Genomic DNA, 22,281 nt, shown 5'->3' on the forward strand with positions numbered 1-22,281 from the left:
TCATGCGTAAATGGAAAATCGCTTTGGGAACGGCTGTCGCGCTGGGCGCGATCTCGGTGGCGAGCGTTCACCTGCTCGACATGGGTAATTTGAGCCTCAATGCCGGCACGGCCGGAGCGGCGCCCGCCCCGGCGGCGTTCGTCATGCCGGTACCGGTGGCAAGCGTCGTCAAGAAGACGATCCCGATCTACCTCGACTATGCCGCGCGGATCGAACCGATCCGCAGCATCACGCTGCAGGCGCGCGTGCCTGGCTACCTGCAGGAACAGACAGCGCAAGACGGCGCCGATGTCCGGCAGGGCGACCTTCTCTACAAGATCTCGCCCGACGACTTCCAGGCCGCTCTCGACCAGGCGCAAGCCCAGGTCCAGCGCGACACGGCAACGCTCGACTATGCACGGTCCAATCTCGGACGTGGTAGCGAACTTGCCAAGAGTGGCTATCTGGCCAAGGACAGCTTCGACCAGCGCACCAGCACCTTGCGCGAGGCACAAGCATCGCTGGCGCTCAATCAGGCGGCAGTGCGCACGGCGGAACTCAACCTGAGCTACTCGCAAATCCATGCGCCGTTCAACGGGCGTCTGGGCCGCAACCAGGCCTCGGTCGGGACGCTGGTCAGCGTCGCCGGCACGGTGCTCAACACGCTGGTGCAGCTCGACCCGATCTACGTCACCTTCAATCCGAGCGAGACGGACCTGACCGAGATCGAACAGGCCCGCGCTGCCGGCCCGATCGAAGTCGAGGTGCTGCTTCCGGGTCAAACCGAGACCAGCCAGAAGGGCGAACTCACCTTCATCGACAACACGGTCGACCACTCGACCGGCACCATCACCGCGCGCGCCACGATCGGCAACGCCAAGTTCACGCTCATGCCCGGACAATATGTCCGGGTGCGGCTGCACATCAAGCAGCAGCCCGATGCGCTGATGGTGCCGCAGACGGCGCTGGGTTCGAGCCAGCTCGGCAAATATCTCTACGTCGTCGGCAAGGGCAACACGGTCGACCAGCGGCTGGTCTCGCTCGGGCCGACCAGCGGCGACCTGGTGGCCATCCTGAGCGGCGTCTCCGAAGGCGACCAGGTGATAACAGGCAATCTGCAGAAGATCGGACCTGGAATGCCGATCTCGCCACTGCCACAGAAACCGGCTACCTGACACCCCCGCAGGCCCGGTTTCCGCGCGGCGCCCTCGACCTTTTCTCAGGTCGCGGGCGCCGTTTTCACGAGCAGGCCGACAAGAGCGGCCACGTCGGCGCGATCGGCCTGGGCCGACGGCATGAAAGCGCAATAGGGGTGACCGGAGGCGCACCGAGACCGGCGACAGCGCGATCAGGCGGCCTGCGTCCAGATCGGTCTGCGCCATCCGCATCACGGATCGCGTTGCCCTAGCGAAAATGAAAAATCCGAAAATGGCGTCTTGTTAGATTGTCGACAATCTGATTGTCTTACCCTCTGTTCTCGCTGGAGGGCCGGATGGGGAAGACGGATTTCAGTCCGATTGCCGACACCACGCGCCGCGCCGAAATCGTGGCGCTGCTCAGGCGCGCGATCCTGACCGGCCAGTTGGCGCCCGGCCAGAAGCTCAACGAGCTCAGGATCTCCGAACAGATGCGGGTCAGCCGCGCGCCATTACGCGAGGCGATGCGCGAGCTGGTGCAGGAAGGCATCCTGACCAGCATTCCCTATGCCGGCACCTTCGTCATCGATGTCACCGCCAAGGACATCGACGACGCCTATTCGCTCAACAAGGTGCTGGACGAGTTCGCGATCGAACAGACATGGCCACAGCGCGACCAGCGTTTCTTCGACGAGCTCGACCGCCGCCATGAAGCGGTGAAGCAGGCGACACGCGACCTCGACACCACAAGGCAGATCGAAACGGCGCTGCAACTGCATGGCCTGATCTACGAGTGGGCCGACAATTCGGTGCTGCTGGAAACCTGGCAGCGGCTGATCAGCCGGTTGCAGATGTATTTCGCGCTGCATCAGCAGGCCCGCAAGGAGCCGGTGCCGGCCGAAGACGTCCATGAGATCTACGTGCAACTGATGAAGGGCCGCGACATGCGCGCTGCCCAGCGTCATGCCCGCGAACATATCAGCCTCGACTTCGAAGAGCTGCTCTCTTACGCGCGCGGCCTCGAACAGCGCCCGGGCGCCTGACCCAGACATCCCAGCCAACGGACAAATACGTGCAGATCCAAACCATCAGAGCCTATCACGTCGTGCAGCCCTTCGTGGACGGGCCCTACCGCATGTCCAAGGGACGTGAGGCCGACGCCTTCGACGCGGTGATTGTCGCCATCACCGCCGACAACGGACTGACCGGCTGGGGCGAGATGGCGCCGCTCGGCAATTTTTACTCGCCCGCGTTTCCGATGGGAGCGCGCGCGGGCGTGCCGGAAATCGCGCCGCACCTCATCGGCCACGACCCGCGCGGGCTGGCCAGCATCGGCCGGCTGATGGACACGGTGTTCAAGAGCCATCCCTACATCAAGTCGGCGCTCGACATGGCCTGCTGGGATCTCGCCGCGCGCGCCGCCGACGTGCCGCTGGTCACGCTGCTGGGCGGCAAGGAGAGCGACACCGCCGAGCTCTACAAGGTCGTCACCCATGGCAGCGTCGACGCCATGGCCGCACTGGCCAAGCGGATCGTCAAGGATGGCTTCCACCGGCTGCAGGTCAAGGTCGGCGGCAATGTCCATGACGATATCGAGCGCGTCACCGCGGTCGCCGCCTCGGTGCCGAAAGGCACGGTCATCTTCTGTGACGCCAATGCCGGCTGGACGCCGTACCAGGCGCGCCAGTTCGCCGATGCCACGCGCGCCATCGACTATACGTTCGAGCAGCCCTGCACGACGATCGACGAGAATATGTCGGTGCGCCGTATGCTCGACAAGCCGATGGTGCTCGACGAATCCGTCACCTCGCTCGAGGAAATGCTGGAGATCCATCGCCGGGGTGCGGCCGATGGGCTGACGCTGAAGATCTCGCGGCTCGGCGGCGTGACGAAGACGCGTCTGATCCGCGACGTTGCCGTCGACCTCGGCTTCATGATGACGGTCGAGGACACCGGCGGCGCCGAGATCGACACCGCCGCCATGGCGCACCTGTCGCTGTCGACGCCGGAAGAGCGCCGGCTGCACGCTATCGCCTTCCATGAGTGGGTGACGGTGCGCACGGCGTCGAACATGCCGCCGGTCACGGGCAGCCGCATGGGCATTCCGGACGGACCGGGCCTCGGCATCGATGTCGTTCCCGACCTGCTTGGCGCACCGTTCTTCGAGATCGGCCGCTGAGATGAAAATCCGCAGCATCAAGGCCACGCCGATCAATCTGCGCCTCGAAGCGCCCTATGGCTGGGTGTTCGGCGAGCTCGACGGATTTTCGCAGACCATCGTCGAAGTCGAAACCGAGGACGGGCTGATCGGCGTCGGCGAGGCGCCGACGCCGGCGGCCGCCGCCATCGTCAATGATATCCTGGCACAACGCCTGGTCGGCCGCGACGCCTTCGACATCGCCGGCGCCGAGCATGTCTGCCTTCCCTTCTGGACCGGCGTGCAGTCGATCAACGACCGCACCCGCATCATGGCGTTCGGCGCCATCGAGATGGCGTTCTGGGATCTGCGCGGTAAGGCGTGGAACCAGCCGCTCTACCAGTTGCTTGGCGGCGCCGTGCGCAAGGACATCCCGTTCACCGACTATTTTTCTCTGCGCGGCGACGGGCCGAAGGTGAAAGGCGAAACGACGCCGGAGGAAGTCGCCGACTATTGCGTCGAGTTGCACGAGACCTATGGAACGACTTTCTTCGAAGGCAAATTCTCGACGCAGGATCCGAAAATCTCGCTGAGAATGGTCGAGCTGATCCGCAGGAAGCTTGGCGACGACGCGATGATCCGCATCGATTCCAACCAGGCCTATTCGCTCAGCACCGCGCGGCGCCTGGCGCGACCGCTGGAGGATCTCGGCGTGCGCAACTGGGAAGATCCGGTGGCGACGATCGAGGAGATGCGGGAGCTGCGGCGCCATTGCTCGATCCCGTTCTCGACCCACAACATCGACATCGCGCGCGCCATGGACCTCAAGGTGCCTGACGCCTTCGTCGGCAACCCGACCGTGCATGGCGGCATCGGCCGCATGCTGCGCTTCGTCGGCGCCTGCGAGCACGCCGGCATCGACTTCTGGTGCTACAGCGGCGACAGCGGCATCGGCAGCGCCGCCTACCTGCATCTGTGCGCGGCGCTGGGCTGGATCCGGGAGCCGAACCAGTCGCTGTTTCGCATGCAGCCGACCGATATCACCGAGGAAGGGCCGTTTTCGCCGAGGAACAATGTCGTGCGCGTGCCGGAAGGCCCCGGTCTCGGCATCACCTTGTCGCGGGAAAACCTCGCGGCCTGCCATCGCGATTTCACCGAGAACGGCCCCTGCAACAAATATCACGACCCGGCTGCGCCCGGGACATACCGCCGTTTGCCGCTGAACTAGGAGAATGAGGACGAAAAGGAGGCGTGTTCAAGAACAACGGTTCGTCGCCGCGATCGTGTCGTGACGGCAAGACCGGACGGGTGGAAGCATTGCCTCAAGAAAATCTGACCCCTCCGCCGCGAGGATCGGATGGACCGGGGAAAACCGCGTGCTACAGTTCCGTCGACCGACAACATTGACGACCTGGACAGGAGAACTCCACGGAATTTCGTCAACTGGAAATGCATTCTTCAGCCATAAGAAACAGGGGAAAGGGTTAAACCCATGAGCAAGAACTACCGCATTCTCGACCTGATCCGGCGCAACCGCTCGCCGCTTGAAAATCACCTGATCGACGGTCTTGTCGACGGCCGCGTCAGCCGCCGCGACTTCATCCGCCATGGCAGCCTGCTCGGCCTGTCGCTGCCGCTTCTGGGCGGCATCACCACGGCAGCCGGCCTCAGTGGCATGCCGTCGCTCGCCCGCGCCCAGGGCGCTCCCGGCGCCACCATCCGCGTCGCCAGCAGCGTGCCGGCAGCGGCCATCGACCCGGTCACCATCGCCGACGCCGGCGGCCTGCTGATCATGCAGCAGGTTGCCGAATTCCTCTGCGTGGACGGCCCCGACCTCGTGCTCAAGCCGGCACTGGCCGAAAGCTGGAAGCCGAACGACAACGGCTCGGTGTGGACGTTCAAGCTGCGCAAGGGCGTAAAATTCCACTCAGGCGGCGAGATGAAGGCCGAGGACGTGGTGGCGAGCATCGACCGCCTCGCCGATCCGGCCAATTCGTCCAACGCGCTGTCGGTGTTCACCGGCATCCTGTCGAAGGGCGCCAGCAAGAAGGTCGACGACTACACGGTGGAATTCCACCTCGACGCGCCGAACGGCAACTTCCCCTACATGCTGTCGTCCGACAATTACAACGCCGTCATCATTCCGGCTGACTACAAGGGCGATTACGAGAAGAGCTTCGACGGCACCGGCCCATTCAAGGTCGAGAAATATACGCCGAAGGTCGGCGCGTCCTTTGTCCGCAACGACAATTACTGGGGCGAGAAGGCGCTGCCGGAGCGCACCGAATTCACCTTCTTCACCGACGTGCAGCCGATGATCCTGGCGCTGCAAGGCGGCCAGGTCGATATCATCAACCAGATGCCGGTGCTCGCCGGCGTCGCCCTGCTCAACGATCCGAGCATCGACATCATCAGCCTGAAGTCTTCGGCTCATCAGCAACTGCATCTGCGCTGCGACGACGGCCCGCTGAAGGATGCCCGCGTGCGCCGCGCCATCGCCCTCAGCATGGATCGCGACAAGTTGGTCGCGGGTCTGATGAAGGGTCGCGCCGTGGCTGGCAATGACAGCCCGTTCGCATCGGTCTATCCGTCAACCGATACGAGCGTGCCGCAGCGCAAGCAGGACATCGCGCAGGCCAAGCAGCTGATGGAAGCCGCCGGTGCCAGCAAGGGCTTCAAGATCACGCTGACCACCGAGCGCTACCTCGAAATCCCCGAATATGCTCAGCTCATCCAGAACTGGGTCAAAGAGATCGGCATCGAGCTCGAGCTCAACATCCTCGACCAGAGCGGCTATTATGGCGACGCGGTGTTCGGCAAATCGAACTGGCTGGATTCGGTCATGGGGATCACCGATTACGGCCACCGCGGCGTGCCCAATGTCTATCTTGCCGCTCCGCTGAAGAGCGACGGCACCTGGAACGCGGCGCATTTCAAGAACAAGGACTACGACGCGCTGGCGACCAGCTATATCGCCGCGCTCGATCTGGAGGCGCAGAAGGCCGACGCCGGCAAGATCCAGAAGCTGCTGCTCGAGGAAACGCCGGTCATCTTCGGCTATTTCTACGACTACCTGACGGCGACGGCGAAGGGCGTGGCCGGCGTGCAGCCGACCGCCATGTCGCAGCTGTTCCTCGACAAGGCATCGAAAGCCTGACCAGCAAGGGAAAGCCAATCCTCTGACAGCCAGCTCCTGCAAGGGGGCTGGCTCCACAAGGAGTCATAGCCATTCTCTCCTTCTTTGCCCGGCGTGTCTCGCTGTCGCTGGTGACGCTGTTCCTGCTCAGCATCATGGTGTTCCTGGGTGGCCAGGTTCTGCCCGGCAATGTCGGACGCGCCATATTGGGGCCGTTCGCCGACCAGCGCGCGGTCGACGCGCTCAATCACACGCTTGGCGTCGATCGCCCGCTGCTCACCCAATATGCGACCTGGATCTGGAACTTTATCCGGGGCGACATGGGCACGTCCTACATATTCCGCTCGCCAGTGGCGCCGTTCGTGATCGATGCCTTGGGCAATTCGATGAAGCTGGCGGCGGTCGCCTTCGTGCTGGTGGTGCCGATCGGTATCCTGGGCGGGGTGGTGGCCGCGCTGAACCTCAACCGCCCGCTCGACCGCATCATCAGCCTGGGCGGCCTGTCGGTGACGGTGCTGCCGGAGTTCGTCACCGGCATCATCCTGATCCTGATCTTCGGTGTCTGGTTGCGCTGGCTGCCGATCTCGGCCGCATGGCCGAAGGACGCCGGCTTCTTCACCCAACTCTATTATCTGATCCTGCCTTCGCTGCCGCTGTTCCTGGTGCTGTTCGGCTATATCGCCCGCATGGCGCGCTCGGGCATGATCGAGGCGCTCGATTCCGACTATACGCGAACGGCGGTGCTCAAGGGCCTGCCCTGGCGCACGGTGATCTGGCGCCATGTGCTGCGCAATGCGCTGCTGCCGACCATCACCGTGATTGCAACGCAAACCGGCTACCTCATCGGCGGCCTGGTGGTGATCGAGACGCTGTTTCGCTACCAGGGCATCGGCTCGCTGATCTTCACCGCCGCGCGCGGCAAGGATTTCCCGATGCTGGAATCCGGCATCCTCACCATCGGCATCGTCTATGCGGTGGCCACATTGATCGCCGACTTCCTCTATTCCGTGCTCAATCCACGCATCCGGCTGGGGTCAGATCAATGAGCGTCGTCCAGACCACCTCACCCGCACAAGACGATACGCGCCGGCGCGGCGCGGTGGCGGAAGTCTTTTTCTCCCTGCTGCGCTCGCGGACGTTCCTCGTCGGCTTCGCCATCGTCATGTTCTGGGTCGCCTGCGCGCTGTTTGGCGAACATTTCGCACCCTACGATCCGCTTGCCGACGACATCATCAACGCGCTGGCGCCGCCTTCATCCGAACATTGGTTCGGCACCGACCAGATCGGCCGCGACGTCTTCTCGCGCGTCATCGTCGGCTCGCGCGACATCCTGACCGTCGCCCCGCTGGCCACCTTGCTGGCGACGATCGCCGGCACCGCGCTCGGCCTGCTCACCGGCTATTTCCGTGGGCTCGTCGACGATGTCGTCAGCCGCATCCTCGAAGCCTTCATGGCTATTCCCGTGGTCATCGTGGCGCTGCTCGCCATCGTGGCGCTCGGCACCTCCAAGACCACGGTCATCGTCGTCATTGGCCTCAGCTTCGCACCGATCATTGCCCGCACCGTGCGCTCGGCGGTGCTGGCGGAGCGCGAACTCGACTATGTCGCCGCAGCCCAACTCAGGCACGAGAGTGCGCTGCATACGATGTTCGTCGAGATCCTGCCCAACGTCATCCCGCCGATCCTGGTCGAGACCACCGTGCGGCTCGGCTATGCCATCTTCGCGGTCGCGACACTCTCCTTCATGGGTTTCGGCATCCAGCCCCCGTCGCCGGACTGGGGGCTGTCGATCTCCAGCAATTACGGCATGATCGGCGGCGGCTTCTGGTGGACGGTGCTGTTCGACGCGCTCGCCATCGCCTCGCTGGTGATCGGCGTCAATCTGGCGGCCGACGGCGTTCACGGAGCGCTCAATGATTGACCCCGCCACGGTCCAATACACAAAGGCGGAGAACGCCCTCGAACTGCACGACCTATCGGTCGCCTACCGGGTCGCCGGCCGCAACCGGGCGGTGCTGCGCAATCTCAGCCTCAACATCGGCCAGGGCGAGGCCTATGGGCTGGTCGGCGAATCCGGCTGCGGCAAATCCACCGTGGCGCTCACCGTCGTGCGCTATTTGCCAAGGAATGGTTCGATCACAGGCGGCGCGATTTCGCTCGACGGCCAGAATGTGATGAAGCTCGACGGCGAGGCCCTGCGGCGCGCTCGCGCCGAAAGCGTCTCGATGGTCTATCAGGATCCCGGCAAGGCGCTGAACCCCTCGATCCGCGTCGGCCGGCAATTGACCGAGATCTTCGAGCTTGGCGGCATCACGGGCCAGGCAGCCACCGATCGCGCCGTCGCCATGCTCAACCGGGTGCGCATCTCCGATCCGACGAGCGTCATACAGCGTTACCCACACCAGCTGTCCGGCGGCATGCAGCAGCGCGTGGCGATCGCCATGGCGCTGGCCAACGACCCCTCGATGCTGATCCTCGATGAGCCGACCACCGGCCTCGATGCGACGGTCGAGGCCGAGGTGCTCGACCTGATCGCGCAGCTCCGGCAGGAGCTGTCGGCGTCGATCCTGTTCATCAGCCACAACCTCGCCGTCGTCTCCAACATGTGCGACCGTGTCGGCGTTCTCTATGCCGGCATGCTGGTGGAGGAAGGACCGACCGATGTTGTGTTCAACGATCCACGCCACCCCTATACGGTGGCGCTCTTGCGCTGCCTGCCGCGCGGCGGCCAACGCAAGGACCAGGGCCGGCTCGACACCATTCCGGGCTTCCTGCCGGGCATTGGCGCCGACATCAAGGGCTGCGCCTTCGCCGACCGCTGCGCGCTCGCGGACGACCGCTGCCGCACCGAATTGCCGCCGCTCTATGATCTGAGCGACGAGCGAGGCAAGCGGCTGTCGCGTTGCTTCCATCACGACAAGGCGCAATCGCTGCCGCGCGCCACGCCGAGCGATGTGGCGCCCGTGCCAAAGCCGGCGGCAGCACCCGTGCTGCGCGTCACGGGGCTGAACAAGACCTATGCCAGCCATGGCCATGCCTTGCGCGCCGTCAAGGACGTCTCGCTCGATCTTCGCCCGGGCGAAACGCTCGGGCTGGTCGGCGAATCCGGCAGCGGCAAGACCACCTTCGCCAGGCTGCTGCTTGGTCTTGTGCCGCCCGATGACGGCGGTACCATCGAGCTCGAGGGCAAGGTGCTGGCGCCTCGGCTGGAGAACCGCGGCGACGACCAGGTCAAGGCGATGCAGATCGTCTTCCAGAACCCGGATTCGGCACTCAATCGCTCGCATTCGATCCGCCACCTGATCGGCCGGGCGCTGAAGCGGCTGGCGGGCCTCTCCGGCAAGGCGCTGGAGGCCCGTCTCAACGACCTCATCCGTTCGGTGCGGCTGACCGAGCGGCATCTGGCGGTCAAGCCTCGCCAGCTTTCGGGCGGCCTGAAGCAGCGCGTCGCCATCGCGCGCGCCTTCGCCGGCGATCCACGCATCGTGGTGTGCGACGAGCCGACCTCGGCGCTCGACGTCTCGGTGCAGGCGGCCATCCTCAACCTGCTCGCCGACCTGCAGTCGAAGGAAGACGTCAGCTACATCTTCATCTCGCACGACCTTGGCGTGGTGCGTTACCTCTCCGACAAGATCGCCGTCCTCTATCTCGGCCGCATCATGGAGCTCGGGCCATCGGAAGAAGTGTTCTCCGGGCCGCACCATCCCTATACCGAGGCGCTGCTGTCGGCGGTTCCAAGACTGGACCAGACGGAGACGGCTCGCATTCGCCTCGACGGCGAAATCCCCAGCGCCACCAATCCGCCCTCAGGCTGCGTCTTCCACACGCGCTGCCCACGCAAGATCGGCCCGATCTGCGAGGAGCAGGAGCCGCCGCTCGCCGAAGCACAGCCCGGGCATTCCATCCGATGCCACATTCCCTATGCGGAGCTGGCGAGGCTGCAGAAGGCGCCGGTGACCGAGCCGGCATAGCAAGGCATCGCGCGGGTGATTGCCTGGCCGGTCACATCCGGCCGGCCATGCTGAAGGAGCGGTCGCCTTCCGAAAAACCCTGATCGCTGGTCCAGTCCTTGGCCAGCGAGCGCAGCCCGGTCAACGCGACATCCAGGACATCCGAGGAGACCGGGTTGGAGGGATAGGCAAGATAGATCGGCCGCTGGAACACCGGCGTGTTGTCGATGCGCCGCATCTCGCCGCGTTCGATATGGCCGCTGACGGCGCTGAGCGGCAGATAGGCGGCTGCTTGCCGCGACAGCACATGCTGCAGGCCGATGAAAACCAGCCCGGCCGAAATGGCCGGCTTGACCATGCCGGCAAAGGCGCGGTCGTGCTCGATGCGGAACTCGAGCCCCCAGTCCATCAAGATGTAGTTCTCGGTCCACGGCTTCGTCTGCGCGGCATGCTGGACCAGCACCACCTGATCGACGGCAAGCGTTTCATAGACGATGCCGGGATGCGGGCGCGGCAGATAGAGAATGCAGATGTCGAGCAGGCCTTCCGCCAGCTGGTCGATCGCCAGATCCGGGAAACTGCCTTCGAGCCGCAGCGCCACGTTCGGCCGCTTGGCGCGCATCCACTCGACCCATGGCGAGGTGATCAAATCCCACAAATAGGCGGGTGCGGTCAGCCGCAGCAATGTCTCATAACCATCGGGAACGGCGATGTCCTGCCGCGATTGCTCCCAGGTGCGGGTGATCGAGGAAGCATGCGGCAGGAACTGCCGGCCGGCCGGCGTCAGCGTGACGCCATCGCGATCGCGCACGAAAAGCCGCCGCCCCAACTGCTCCTCCAGCCCCCTGATCCGCGCGCTGACGGTCGACTGGGCGAGGTTCAGCCGATTGGCGGCGACGGTGAAGCTGCCATGTTCGGCAACCTCCAGGAAACTGCGCAGGTTTTCGGTATCCATGGCTTTGCTCCTGCATCGAAAATTTCGATGGACCCCATCAAAAAATATCGCTTTCCGGCTGCGGTCAACAATGACCTAAATGGCCGATCCCCCAAGGGCAAGCGAGGAATGCAGCCATGCCGAAGCATTTCATGACGATCGACGCCGCTCGCAAAAACCTGACAGCAATCGAAAATTCCGCTGTTGACGAATTGCTGGCAGGCAGGCTCGACCGACGCGATTTCCTGCGCCATGGCAGCGTTCTCGGCCTCTCCCTGCCGTTCCTGGGCGGCCTTGTCGCCGCTGCCGGCCTCGGCACGCAGAAAGCCAGCGCCGAGGGCAAACCCGGCGGCACGGTGCGCGCCGGCGTGGCCACGCCCGGCGGCGCCATCGATCCTGTCACCTACTATGACAGCGGCAGCTACCAGCTGGTTTTCCAGACCGCCGAATTTCTCTGCATCACGCAGCCGGATCTCACCCTGAAGCCGGTGCTGGCGGAAAGCTGGCCGCCGAACGAAGACGGCAGCGTGTGGACCTTCAAGCTGCGCAAGGGCGTGAAATTCCACAATGGCGAGGACTTCAAGGCCGACGACGTCGTCGCGACCTTCGACCGGCTGGCCGATCCCAATGGTGCCTCGAACGCGCTTTCGGTTTTCAAGGGCCTGCTGTCGAAGGGCGGCACAAGGAAGGTCGACGACCACACCGTCGCTTTCCATCTCGACGCGCCGAACGGCAGCTTTCCCTATTCGGTGTCGATCGACAATTACAACGCCGTCATCCTGCCGGCGAGCTACAAGGGCGACTACGAGAAGACCTTTGAAGGCACCGGCCCGTTCCGGATGGAGAGCTACACGCCGAAGGTCGGCGCGACCTTCGTGCGCAACCCCGATTATTGGGGCGAGAAGGCGCTGCCAGACCGGCTCGAGTTCAAATTCTACGGCGACGTGCAGCCGCGCATCCTGGCGCTTCAGGCCGGCGAGGTGGACATCCTCGACGCGGTGCCGCTCGATGTCAGCCAGGTCGTGCTGAACAGTCCCGACATCACCGTGCTGCGTGTCGCCTCGACCGCGCATCGCCAACTCCATATGCGCTGCGACACCGGCCCGTTCACCGACAAGCGCGTGCGCCAAGCGCTGGCGCTCAGCATCGACCGTTCCAAGCTGGTCGATGGCCTGTGCCGCGGCATGGCGGCGACCGGCAACGACAGCCCGTTCGCGCCGGCCTTCCCCGCGACAGACAAATCTGTGCCACAGCGTGTCCAGGACATCGCTAAGGCCAAGCAACTGCTCGAGGCAGCGGGTCTCGCTGGCGGTTTCGACAACACGCTGACGACGCTGCGCTATTCCGACATTCCGGGCTACGCGCAGCTGTTCCAGAACTTCGCCAAGGAGATCGGCGCCCGCATCGCGCTCAACATCGAGGACCAGGACAAATATTACGGCAAGGCAGTGTTCGGCCAGTCGGACTGGCTGGACAGCCCGCTTGGGATCACCGACTACGCGCATCGCAGCGTGCCGAATGTGTTCCTCAAGAGCCCGCTGGTCAGCGACGGCCCGTGGAACGCGGCGCATTTCAAGAGCCCGGCCTATGACGGCATGGTCACCAGTTACCTGAAGGCGCTGGACATCGGCGCACAGCGCGCGGCGGCTTCCGACATCCAGAAGCTGCTGCTCGACGAGACGCCGGTGATCTTCAGCTACTTCCCAGACCTGCTGGTGCCGGTGCGCAAGAATGTCAGCGGCCTGCCGCCAATCGCCGCCGGGCTGCTGCTCGATCGAGTATCCATAGGCTGACGCCCGTGTCCAACCGCGCGGCCGCCAAGACAAGAAAACGGGAGACTACCATTCGCAAGCCTCATTTGCGCGGTCGCGGACCGCATTTCCCCTTGCTCGACACCATCGTGCAGTATGAGTTCGAGCCGGGCTACGTCGCCTTCACCATGCCGATGCAGAAGCGGCTGCGCGTGCAGGTCGGATCGATGATCGTCGCTGACACGACCAAGGCGCTGGTGCTCTACGAGAGCGATCACCTGCCGGTCTACTACTTCCCGCTGAGCGACGTGCGCGAGGAGTTCCTGCTGCCGAGCGCGACGACGACCGAGAGCCCGTTCAAGGGTGTCGCCACGCATTATTCGCTCAACACCGGCATCACGCTGGTCGAGGATGCCGCCTGGCGTTACCTCGACCCGGTCAAGGGATCGCCGCTGCTCTCGGATTACCTGTCCTTCTACTGGCCCAAGATGACGCATTGGTATGAAGAGGACGAAGAAATCTTCGTGCACGCCCGCGATCCGTTCCGCCGCGTCGACTGCCTGCCCTCCTCGCGGCGGGTGCAGGTCATCCTCGACGGCGAACAGGTCGCCGATTCACGCCGTGGCGTGTTCCTGTTCGAGACCGGCCATCCGGTGCGCCACTACCTGCCGATCTCCGACACGCGGCTCGATATGTTCGCGCCCAGCCGCTACATCTCACGCTGCCCCTACAAGGGCCTCTCCAACTACTATCACGTGACGACCGGCAAGAAGCGGCACGAGAACATGGTCTGGTATTATCCGGAGCCGGTGCACGAGGCCGAGCGCATCAAGGGGCTGGTCTGCTTCCACCACGAACTGGTCGACAAGATCCTGGTCGACGGCGTCGAAATCCCGAAGGAGGCCACGGCTGCTTCGGACGGATATTTCTGAGCCTTGCGAACTGCAACCCGCTTGGGCCCACAGGACGCTTGATCGAAGCATGGTACAACGCATACCTTCCCTGAGCAGGGAGGGGTATGATGGATCTTTTCAAACTGGACGGCGATGTCGCACTGGTTACTGGCGCGGGCAGCGGCATAGGCCAGGCAATCGCGATCGGACTGGCCGAGGCTGGCGCCGACGTCGCCTGTTTCGGCCATGCGTCGAAGGGCGGGCTGGACGAAACAGCGCAGCGGATCACCGCACTTGGCCGCAGGGCGCTGGTATTGACCGGCACGGTGACATCGGAGAGCGACCTCGCAGCCGCGATCGATCGTGTCGAGGCTGAACTCGGTGCGCTGACGGTTGCGGTCAACAATGCCGGCATTGCCGGTTCCGAACCTGCCGAAACACTGTCGCTGGAGACGTGGCGGAAGGTGCACGAGGTCAATGTCGCCGGCGTGTTCCTGTCCTGCCAGGCCGAGGCGCGCAAGATGCTGACGCGGCGCAAGGGCTCGATCATCAACATCGCCTCGATGTCGGGCACCATCGTCAATCGCGGGCTGACGCAGGCGCATTACAATTCCTCGAAAGCCGCCGTCATCCACATGTCGAAGAGCCTCGCAATGGAGTGGGCTGATCGCGGCCTGCGCGTCAATGCCGTCAGCCCGGGCTACACGCTGACGCCCATGAACAAACGGCCGGAGGTCGCTGAAGAGATCAAGATCTTCAAGCGGGACACGCCCATGGGTCGAATGGCGACACCGGAGGAAATGGTCGGGCCGACGGTGTTCCTGGCCAGTCGCGCATCGAGCTTCGTCACCGGCCTCGACCTGATCGTCGATGGCGGCTACGTCTGCTGGTAGGAATGCCGGCGGTCGGGTGCCGGTCTTCGCCAGCAGTCTGAATTTATGCATCTCGCGAAGCCTTAGTCGTTGCGCGCGATGAACGTTGGTATATATAATTTCATCCTATGAAACGGCCGTGGCAAGAAGGGGCTTGCCGCACCGACAGCCGAGATCATGGGACCTTGATGGCTTGCACCGTGCAGGGCGCCGCAGGAGTGGCAATTGATCCGCAGGTGATCGCTCCCGCAGCGATCCGTCGGCAGCCATGACGCTGACCCTCCCGGCATATTTCATCACCCCCAATTCAGCACAATCTCGCCTGCGCCGGCTTTGGCCGCGTCAGAGCGGCAACGGCCTTGCGCAACGACAGGTCTTTCCAACACAATCAGGGAAAGACCCAGAACGGCAGAAAAAGACGCAAGAAGGGAACGAACGATAACCGTCACAGCTTGAAGGAGAACAAGCATGTCACTTCGCAGTAGAATTTCGAAACTATCGCTGGGCGCCGTGGCGCTGGCGACGCTGAGCCTGCTGACGCCTTCCGCCAAAGCCGCGGCACCGGAATCCAACGACCCGATCAAGATCGCGCTGTTCGACTGGACCAGCGTCAACCTCAACGCCAAGATCCTTGGCGGCATTCTCGAAAAGCTCGGCTACACCGTCGAATATCCGACCGCCGACTACCTCTCCAGCCTGACCACCGGCCTCACCAATGGCGACCTCGATGTCGGCCTGGAGTTCTGGGACACGACCGCCGGCGAGGCCATGAAGGCCTCCGATGCGACCGGCCAGACCGAACGGCTCGGCAAGCTCGGTCCGAAGGCCAAGGAAGAATGGTGGTTCCCCGAATACATGAAGGAGAAATGCCCCGGCCTGCCCAACTGGGAAGCGCTGAAGGACCCGAAATGCGCCGAGGCCTTCTCGACGGCAGAGACCGCGCCGAAGGGCCGTTATCTTGGCGGCCCGGTGACCTGGGAAGGCTTTGACGACGAACGCGTCGAAGCACTGAAGCTGCCCTTCACCGTCATCCATGCCGGCACCGATGCGGCGATGTTCGCCGAACTCGATTCAGCCTATCAGCGCAAGGCGCCGATCATGCTGTGGATATACTCGCCACATTGGGCACCGGCCAAGTACAAGGGCGAATGGGTGCAATTCCCCGAATACACGCCCGAATGCTACAACGACCCGAAATGGGGCGTGAACCCGGACGCCAAATATGATTGCGGCAAGCCGCATGGCGAAATCTGGAAATACTCCTGGTCCGGCATGAAGGACAAATGGCCGGTCGCCTACAAGGTGGCCAAGGCCTACACGGTCGACACCGACGAACTCAACAAGATGAGCGGCGAGATCGACCTCGACGGCAAGACGCCGGAAGATGTCGCCGCCGCCTGGATCGCCGCCCATGAGGCGGATTGGAAAGCCTGGGCGCAGTGACCGTTCCGACTGGAAGGAGACCTGGCCGTCCGATCGGCCGGGCCTCCATGGTCGATGTTCCAGAAGGACGATTGGATGACGGACGGGACTGAACAGGGGGCGGTTCAACCGGGTACGGATGGCCGCCCGGTAAAACTTGCCTGCCGCAATGTCTGGAAACTGTTCGGGGCGAACGCGGCCAATTTCATCCGCGAGCGCGACGGCAAGGCCAGCATGGCCGACGTCACTGCCGCCGGCCTGGTCGGCGCGGTGCGCGCCGTCGATCTCGAGATCCTCCAAGGCGAGATCTTCATCATCATGGGCCTGTCCGGCTCCGGCAAGTCGACGCTGGTGCGCTGCATGTCGAGGCTGGTCGAGCCGACACATGGCAAGGTCGAATTCGAGGGCAAGGACCTGCTCAAGATTTCCGACGCAGCCCTCATCGAGCTCAGGCGCCATCGCATGGGCATGGTGTTCCAGAATTTCGCGCTGCTGCCGCATCTCAACGTGCTCGACAACATCGCCTTTCCCTTGAGCATCCAGGGGCAGGACCGGGCGACGCGCGAGGCGCGGGCGCGCGAGGTGATCGAGCTCGTCGGCCTGCGCGGGCGCGAGCATTTCTATCCGCGCGAGCTTTCCGGCGGCCAGCAGCAGCGTGTCGGCATCGCCCGCAGCCTGGCGACAAAACCGGAAATCTGGTTCCTCGACGAGCCGTTCTCCGCACTCGATCCGCTGATCCGCCGCGAGATGCAGGATGAGCTGATGCGGCTGCAGACCATGCTGCACAAGACCATCGTCTTCATCACCCATGATTTCGACGAAGCCATCAGGCTGGCCGACCGCGTCGCCATCATGAAGGATGGCGAGGTCATCCAGATCGGCGCGCCGGAGGAGCTGGTGGTCAATCCGGCCACCGACTATGTCGCCGAATTCACCCGCGACGTCGACCGTGCCAAGGTGATTTCGGCCCGCGGCCTGATGCGCGCCTGCGATGGTTCGGAGCACGGTGGCACGGTTGCGCCGGAGGCCAAGATCGCCAGCTTCTCGGCCGCCATCGTGTCCGCCGGCAAGCCGTTCGCGGTGGTCAACGGTACGGGCAAACCGATCGGCGAAGTGACGCCGCAAGCGGTGATCGAGCTGCTGGCCGGCATCGAGCGTTCCGGGGTCGGCGTATGACCGTCACGGCAAGCGCCAGCGAGGCAAGGCCGCCGGTTCAGCTGTGGCTGGCGATCTGGGCGCTCGCACTGGCCGCCGTGCTGGTGCTGTTCCTGTTGCAGGACAGCCTGCCCTGGGCGGTGAATTACCCGGCCAGCGCCATCGTGCCGGTCGCCGACTGGGTCAGCGCATTTATGCGCTGGATCAAGTCGAACCTGTCGTGGCTGACCCGCTCGATCACCGCCGTGCTCGGCGTGCCGCTCGACTTCGCGCTCAATCTCCTCGCCAAGAGTTTCAAGATCGGCCACGGTGCGGACGCCAATGTCCTGCCGCGGCTGTCCTGGGTCGGCGTGTGCGCTGCCGCCTTCATCGCCGGGCATGCCGCCGGCGGCAGAAAACTCGGCCTGCTGGTCGGCGGCTGCTTTCTCTACATCGCGCTGTTCGGCCAATGGACCAGCGCCATGCTGACGCTGGCGCTGATCTCCATCGCCGTGCCGTTCTGCATCGTGACCGGGCTGTTCGCAGGCATCTGGGCGTGGCGCAAGCCATGGGCCGAGAGGCTCATCGTCTCCCCTGCCCTGGACCTGATGCAGACCATCCCGACCTTCGCCTACCTCATCCCGATGCTGCTACTGTTCGGCAACAGCCCGGTGTCCGCGATGATCGCCACCGCTATCTTCGCCACGCCGCCGATGGTGCGGGCGACGATGCTGGGCCTGTCGCGGGTGCCGTCCGAGATCGACGATTTCAGCGAGATGGCCGGCTGCACGGCGCGGCAGAAACTGTGGCGCGTGCTGTTGCCCTCGGCACGGCCGACGCTGATGGTCGGCGTCAATCAGGTGATCATGCTGGCGCTCAACATGGTGATCATCGCCTCGATGATCGGCGCCGGCGGCCTCGGCTACGACGTGCTTTTGGCGTTGCGCGCCCTGAAGGTCGGCGAGGCGATGGAAGCCGGCCTCGCGATCGTCGCACTGGCCATCGCGCTCGACCGGCTGAGCCAGGCCATCGCCCACAAGCAGGCGAAGGGCAATGTCCACCAGGAGGCGAGCCCGAGCTTCTGGCGGCGCTACCCCAATCTGACACTGGCCATCGCCATCCTTGCCGTCACCACTCTGATCGGCCTGTTCGTGCCGGCCTTCGCGGCGGTGCCGAAGGCGATCACCTTCACCACGGCGCCGTTGTGGAAGGCGGCGGTGAACTGGGTCACCATCAACTTCTTCGACACGATCGAAGCGTTTCGCGTGGCGCTGATCCTCAACGTGCTGAACCCGGTGCGCGCCTTCTGCGAAGGCTTTCCGTGGCTGGGTGCGGTATTGCTGCTCGGCCTTGCCGGCTATCAGTTTTCAGGTTTGAGGCTGGCTGCCCTAGTCGCAGCGCTGACCGCTTTCTGCGCGGTCACAGGCCTGTGGGAGAAGACCATGGCAACGGTCTATCTTTGCGGCATCTCGGCCTTCATCGCCTGCCTGATCGGCATTCCGATCGGCCTGATGGCCGCGCGCAGCGACCGCTTCGAGAAGATCGTCACGCCCGTCATCGACACGCTGCAGGTGCTGCCGTCCTTCTGCTTCATCATCCCGGTGGTGATGCTGTTCCGCGTCGGCGACGTCACCGCGATGATCGCCACGATCGCCTTCGCCGTGGTGCCAGCCATCCGCTACACCAATCACGGCATCAGGCAAGTGCCGCCGGCGCTGATCGAGGCGGCCAAGGTTTCGGGCTGCACGCCGCGCCAGACGTTTTTCCGTGTGCAATTACCGCTGGCGCTTCCCGAAATCATGCTCGGCGTCAACCAGACGATCCTGATGGCGCTGGCGATGATCATCATCTGCGCCATGGTCGGCACCCGCGACCTCGGCCAGGAGGTGTTCATCGCGCTGTCGAAGGCCGATTCCGGCCGCGGCATCGTCGCCGGCCTCGCCATCGCCTTCATCGGCATCGTCGCCGACCGGCTGTTCAATGCCTGGACGGCGAAGGCACGGGCGAGACTGGGGTAATACTCAACCGCCAATACCACCAAAAGGAGAGAAGAGAATGACCAGCAGGGTAGCCAGCTGCACCTGCGGACAATTGCGGATACATTGCCCGCAAGAGCCGATCCTGGTGTCGCTTTGCCATTGCCTCGACTGTCAGCGGCGGACCGGCAGCCCGTTTGGCATCGCGGCCTTCTTCGACGCCGCGGCGACCGAGATCCGGGGCCAATCGAAGACATTCCAACGCGATTCCGACAGCGGCTTCCCGATCAGCTTCCATTTCTGCGGAACGTGCGGGTCTACCGTGTTCTGGTATCCGTCACGAAAACCGGAGGCGGTCGCCGTGGCCGTCGGCTGTTTCGCCGATCCGTCCTTCCCGGCGCCGACAAAATCAGTCTACGACAAGCGCCGCCACGGCTGGGTCATTGTGCCAGGCTGACGCCAAAGCCTCCTGGGGCCACTACTCGGCCGCGACGCCTTTCACCTCGAGATAGCTTTCCATCGAATCGTCCAGCGCCTGCAGCCAAGGCGTATGGTGCAGCGGTGCCATGGTGCCGGTCATCAGCGAGCGGTAGGCGTGGTCGCGGAAGCCCATGATGTTCTCCGCCTTGTGGTGCTCCCATTCCATGAACGTCTGGTTGACCGCCTCGACGTCGAAGCCCGGATAATCGGTCTGGTCCATCAGCTCCTTGGTGTAGTCGCCCTGGAACCAGATCATCTGCTCGGCGTCTTCGAGCGTCTCCTCTCGCGCCCGCCATTTGGCGCCGTGTTCGGCCATCGCCTCGGCCGACGGCAGCTTGATACGGCCCATGATGACGTCGCGGGCGAACCAGGCCTGCGCGTCAAACATGTTGAAGGTGTAGAACTGGTCCTGCATGCCGATGTAGGAGAGTTGCGGGTTCTTCTCCCAGACGACGCCTTCGTAGAGGTCGAGCGGCCACATGCGGTTGGCTGTCTTGAGCTTCAGGTCGTCGGTCAAGAACGGGAAGGAATGCAGGTAGCCGGTGCACAGGATGATGGCGTCGACATCCTTGGTCGAGCCGTCCTTGAAATGTGCGGTCTTGCCGACGACCTTCTGTAAGAGCGGCACCTCCTTCCAGTTCTCCGGCCATTTGAAGCCCATCGGCTTGGAGCGGTAGCTGGAGGTGATCGATTTCGCGCCGTATTTGTAGCATTGCGAACCGATGTCCTCGGCCGAATAGGAACGGCCGATGATCAGGATGTCCTTGCCCTTGAACTCCATCGCGTCGCGGAAATCATGGCTGTGCAGGATGCGGCCGTTGAAGGTCGAGAAGCCTTCGAAATACGGAACGTTGGGCACCGAGAAATGCCCGGAGGCGACGACGACATTGTCGAACTCTTCCGAATAGGTGACGTCGTTGGTGCGGTCATGCGCGGTGACGGTGAATTTCTTGGTCTCGTCCGAGAACGTCACCATGCGCACCGGGCTGTTGAAGCGCACCCATTTGCGCAGGCCCGACTTCTCGACGCGGCCCTTGATGTAGTCCCAGAGCACGGCGCGCGGCGGATAGGAGCCGATCGGCCGGCCGAAATGCTCCTCGAAAGTGTAGTCGGCGAATTCCAGGCACTCCTTCGGTCCGTTCGACCAGAGGTAGCGGTACATCGAGCCGTGCACCGGGTCGCCATGCTCGTCGAGGCCGGTGCGCCAGGTGTAGTTCCACAGGCCGCCCCAGTCGGACTGCTTTTCGAAGCAGACGATTTCGGGAATGTCGGCGCCCTTGTCTTCAGCCGATTTGAAGGCCCTGAGCTGAGCCAGACCGGACGGGCCGGCTCCGATGACGGCAACGCGAGTGTTCATTCCGGGCCTCCTCTTCTTGATTTCCCCAGCGAAACAAATTTCACTGACAGGACAGTAATTGGCGCTTCGGTGCTGTCAACAGACATCTGCGCGAACTGCATTTGCGCACAATGGATTCCGGGCGAAAAACCCGCGGCGGCCGCGATAGCCGGACTGGCGCGTGCGACATAAGATGGCTTGCCGTCGCGGTTGCGCTCCTGTATCGGCACCTGACATGTTCACCTTGAGTGAAATAAATCTTCTGGGTTCGGGGGCGAGATGGCGAAGACAATTTCCGATTCCAAGGCCGGTCCAGGACCCGCAAAGGCAAAGCCGTTGCCCAAGGTCTCGGCGGACGGCAAGACCATCCGGGCGCCGCTGACGCAGAACCCGCATGCCATTCGCGACACCCGCGAGAAAGTGCTGGAGGTCGCGATCGGCCGCGAGGTGCGGGCGTTCCGCAAGAAGCTCGGCATCACGGTCGCCGATCTGGCGGTCGCCACCGACATTTCGCTCGGCATGCTGTCGAAGATCGAGAACGGCATCACCTCGCCATCGCTGACCACCTTGCAGGCGCTGTCACGCGCGCTCGGCGTTCCGGTGACAGCCTTCTTCCGCCGCTTCGAGGAGGAGCGCAGTGCGGTCTTCGTCAAGGCCGGCCAGGGGTTGGACGTCGAGCGCCGCGGCACCCGCGCCGGCCACCAGTACAATCTGCTCGGCCATATCGGCTCCAACACCAGCGGCGTCGTCGTCGAGCCCTATCTGATCACGCTGACCGAGGATTCCGATGTGTTCCCGACCTTCCAGCACGAGGGCATGGAGTTCCTCTACATGCTGGAGGGCGAAGTCGTGTACCGGCACGGCAGCAACCTCTACCCGATGAAACCCGGCGACAGCCTGTTCTTCGACGCCGATGCGCCGCATGGGCCGGAGCAGCTGACGAAGCTGCCGATGCGGTATCTGTCGATTATTTGCTATCCACAGAGCGCGGGTTGAGCGGAGCTCGATCTTCCCATGGTCCCGGGAGGATCGGCGGCTCGCGACGGTCTCTTTTGCAGCATTGACGGCTGGCGAAGGCCGAAGTGACATTCGATCTCCCCCCTTGAGGGGGAGATGTCCGGCAGGACAGAGGGGGGCGAACCGCG

General features: G+C 63.8%; 18 protein-coding genes. 16 read left to right on the forward strand and 2 right to left on the reverse strand.

Translation table 11 applies throughout. The features are described from left to right. The first annotated feature begins 2 nt into the window (after positions 1-2). The 8 genes from FJ978_RS24025 to FJ978_RS24065 all read left to right on the forward strand — a co-directional run bounded on the left by FJ978_RS24025 (position 3) and on the right by FJ978_RS24065 (position 10,359). A complete protein-coding gene (locus tag FJ978_RS24025) occupies positions 3-1,154 on the forward strand; it encodes an efflux RND transporter periplasmic adaptor subunit (protein WP_013896753.1) in 1,152 nt (383 codons plus the stop codon). Between the two features lie 317 nt (positions 1,155-1,471). Next, positions 1,472-2,158 (forward strand): GntR family transcriptional regulator, encoded by a 687-nt coding sequence (locus FJ978_RS24035; protein ID WP_013896754.1) that lies wholly within the window; start codon positions 1,472-1,474, stop codon positions 2,156-2,158. Positions 2,159-2,187: 29 nt separating this feature from the next. Next, positions 2,188-3,294, forward strand: coding sequence for a mandelate racemase/muconate lactonizing enzyme family protein (locus tag FJ978_RS24040; RefSeq protein ID WP_013896755.1), 1,107 nt, complete (start codon positions 2,188-2,190; stop codon positions 3,292-3,294). 1 nt (position 3,295) lies between these two features. Next, complete coding sequence (locus FJ978_RS24045) at positions 3,296-4,480, forward strand: mandelate racemase/muconate lactonizing enzyme family protein (RefSeq protein ID WP_013896756.1); 1,185 nt, start codon at positions 3,296-3,298, stop codon at positions 4,478-4,480. A 264-nt stretch (positions 4,481-4,744) separates the two neighbouring features. Continuing rightward, the gene (locus FJ978_RS24050; RefSeq protein ID WP_140574467.1) at positions 4,745-6,409 is read left to right on the forward strand and encodes an ABC transporter substrate-binding protein; all 1,665 of its coding nucleotides are present in this window, start codon (positions 4,745-4,747) and stop codon (positions 6,407-6,409) included. Between the two features lie 71 nt (positions 6,410-6,480). Beyond that, complete coding sequence (locus FJ978_RS24055) at positions 6,481-7,434, forward strand: ABC transporter permease (protein WP_023764581.1); 954 nt, start codon at positions 6,481-6,483, stop codon at positions 7,432-7,434. Then, positions 7,431-8,309, forward strand: coding sequence for an ABC transporter permease (locus FJ978_RS24060; protein WP_013896759.1), 879 nt, complete (start codon positions 7,431-7,433; stop codon positions 8,307-8,309). Before FJ978_RS24055 ends, FJ978_RS24060 begins: the two co-directional genes overlap by 4 nt. Continuing rightward, entirely contained in the window at positions 8,302-10,359 is a 2,058-nt protein-coding gene (locus tag FJ978_RS24065) for an ABC transporter ATP-binding protein (RefSeq protein WP_140574469.1), read from the forward strand. The genes FJ978_RS24060 and FJ978_RS24065 overlap by 8 nt, the downstream gene beginning before the upstream one ends. Positions 10,360-10,390: 31 nt before the next feature. On the opposite strand, the gene FJ978_RS24070 is transcribed toward FJ978_RS24065, so the two are convergent. Beyond that, positions 10,391-11,293, reverse strand: coding sequence for a LysR family transcriptional regulator (locus tag FJ978_RS24070; RefSeq protein WP_140574471.1), 903 nt, complete (start codon positions 11,291-11,293; stop codon positions 10,391-10,393). Between the two features lie 116 nt (positions 11,294-11,409). On the opposite strand from FJ978_RS24070, the gene FJ978_RS24075 reads away from it, so the two are divergent. From FJ978_RS24075 to FJ978_RS24105, 7 genes are all read left to right on the forward strand, one after another. Further along, complete coding sequence (locus FJ978_RS24075; protein WP_140574473.1) at positions 11,410-13,065, forward strand: ABC transporter substrate-binding protein; 1,656 nt, start codon at positions 11,410-11,412, stop codon at positions 13,063-13,065. A 92-nt stretch (positions 13,066-13,157) separates the two neighbouring features. Continuing rightward, a complete protein-coding gene (locus FJ978_RS24080) occupies positions 13,158-13,955 on the forward strand; it encodes a DUF427 domain-containing protein (protein ID WP_246678190.1) in 798 nt (265 codons plus the stop codon). Between the two features lie 89 nt (positions 13,956-14,044). Continuing rightward, positions 14,045-14,809 (forward strand): SDR family oxidoreductase, encoded by a 765-nt coding sequence (locus FJ978_RS24085; RefSeq protein ID WP_013896764.1) that lies wholly within the window; start codon positions 14,045-14,047, stop codon positions 14,807-14,809. 447 nt (positions 14,810-15,256) lie between these two features. Continuing rightward, positions 15,257-16,231 (forward strand): ABC transporter substrate-binding protein, encoded by a 975-nt coding sequence (locus tag FJ978_RS24090; RefSeq protein ID WP_140574477.1) that lies wholly within the window; start codon positions 15,257-15,259, stop codon positions 16,229-16,231. A 75-nt stretch (positions 16,232-16,306) separates the two neighbouring features. Continuing rightward, positions 16,307-17,386: a glycine betaine/L-proline ABC transporter ATP-binding protein gene (locus FJ978_RS24095; protein WP_140574479.1), complete on the forward strand. Its 1,080-nt coding sequence runs from the start codon at positions 16,307-16,309 to the stop codon at positions 17,384-17,386. After that, the gene (locus tag FJ978_RS24100) at positions 17,383-19,362 is read left to right on the forward strand and encodes an ABC transporter permease subunit (RefSeq protein ID WP_140574481.1); all 1,980 of its coding nucleotides are present in this window, start codon (positions 17,383-17,385) and stop codon (positions 19,360-19,362) included. Before FJ978_RS24095 ends, FJ978_RS24100 begins: the two co-directional genes overlap by 4 nt. A gap of 37 nt (positions 19,363-19,399) precedes the next feature. Beyond that, on the forward strand, positions 19,400-19,777 hold the full coding sequence (locus FJ978_RS24105) for a GFA family protein (RefSeq protein ID WP_140574483.1): 378 nt from the start codon (positions 19,400-19,402) through the stop codon (positions 19,775-19,777). 21 nt (positions 19,778-19,798) lie between these two features. Here the strand turns inward: FJ978_RS24105 and FJ978_RS24110 are convergent, their stop codons facing one another. Continuing rightward, positions 19,799-21,157, reverse strand: a complete 1,359-nt coding sequence (locus tag FJ978_RS24110) for an NAD(P)/FAD-dependent oxidoreductase (RefSeq protein ID WP_013896769.1) — start codon at positions 21,155-21,157, stop codon at positions 19,799-19,801. A gap of 258 nt (positions 21,158-21,415) precedes the next feature. Here FJ978_RS24110 and FJ978_RS24115 point away from each other — a divergent pair, with 258 nt between their 5' ends. Continuing rightward, positions 21,416-22,132, forward strand: a complete 717-nt coding sequence (locus FJ978_RS24115) for an XRE family transcriptional regulator (RefSeq protein WP_140574485.1) — start codon at positions 21,416-21,418, stop codon at positions 22,130-22,132. Positions 22,133-22,281 lie beyond the last annotated feature (149 nt).

Origin of the sequence: Mesorhizobium sp. B1-1-7 (assembly GCF_006442705.1) — a bacterium.
In the GTDB taxonomy this organism is placed as follows: domain Bacteria; phylum Pseudomonadota; class Alphaproteobacteria; order Rhizobiales; family Rhizobiaceae; genus Mesorhizobium; species Mesorhizobium opportunistum.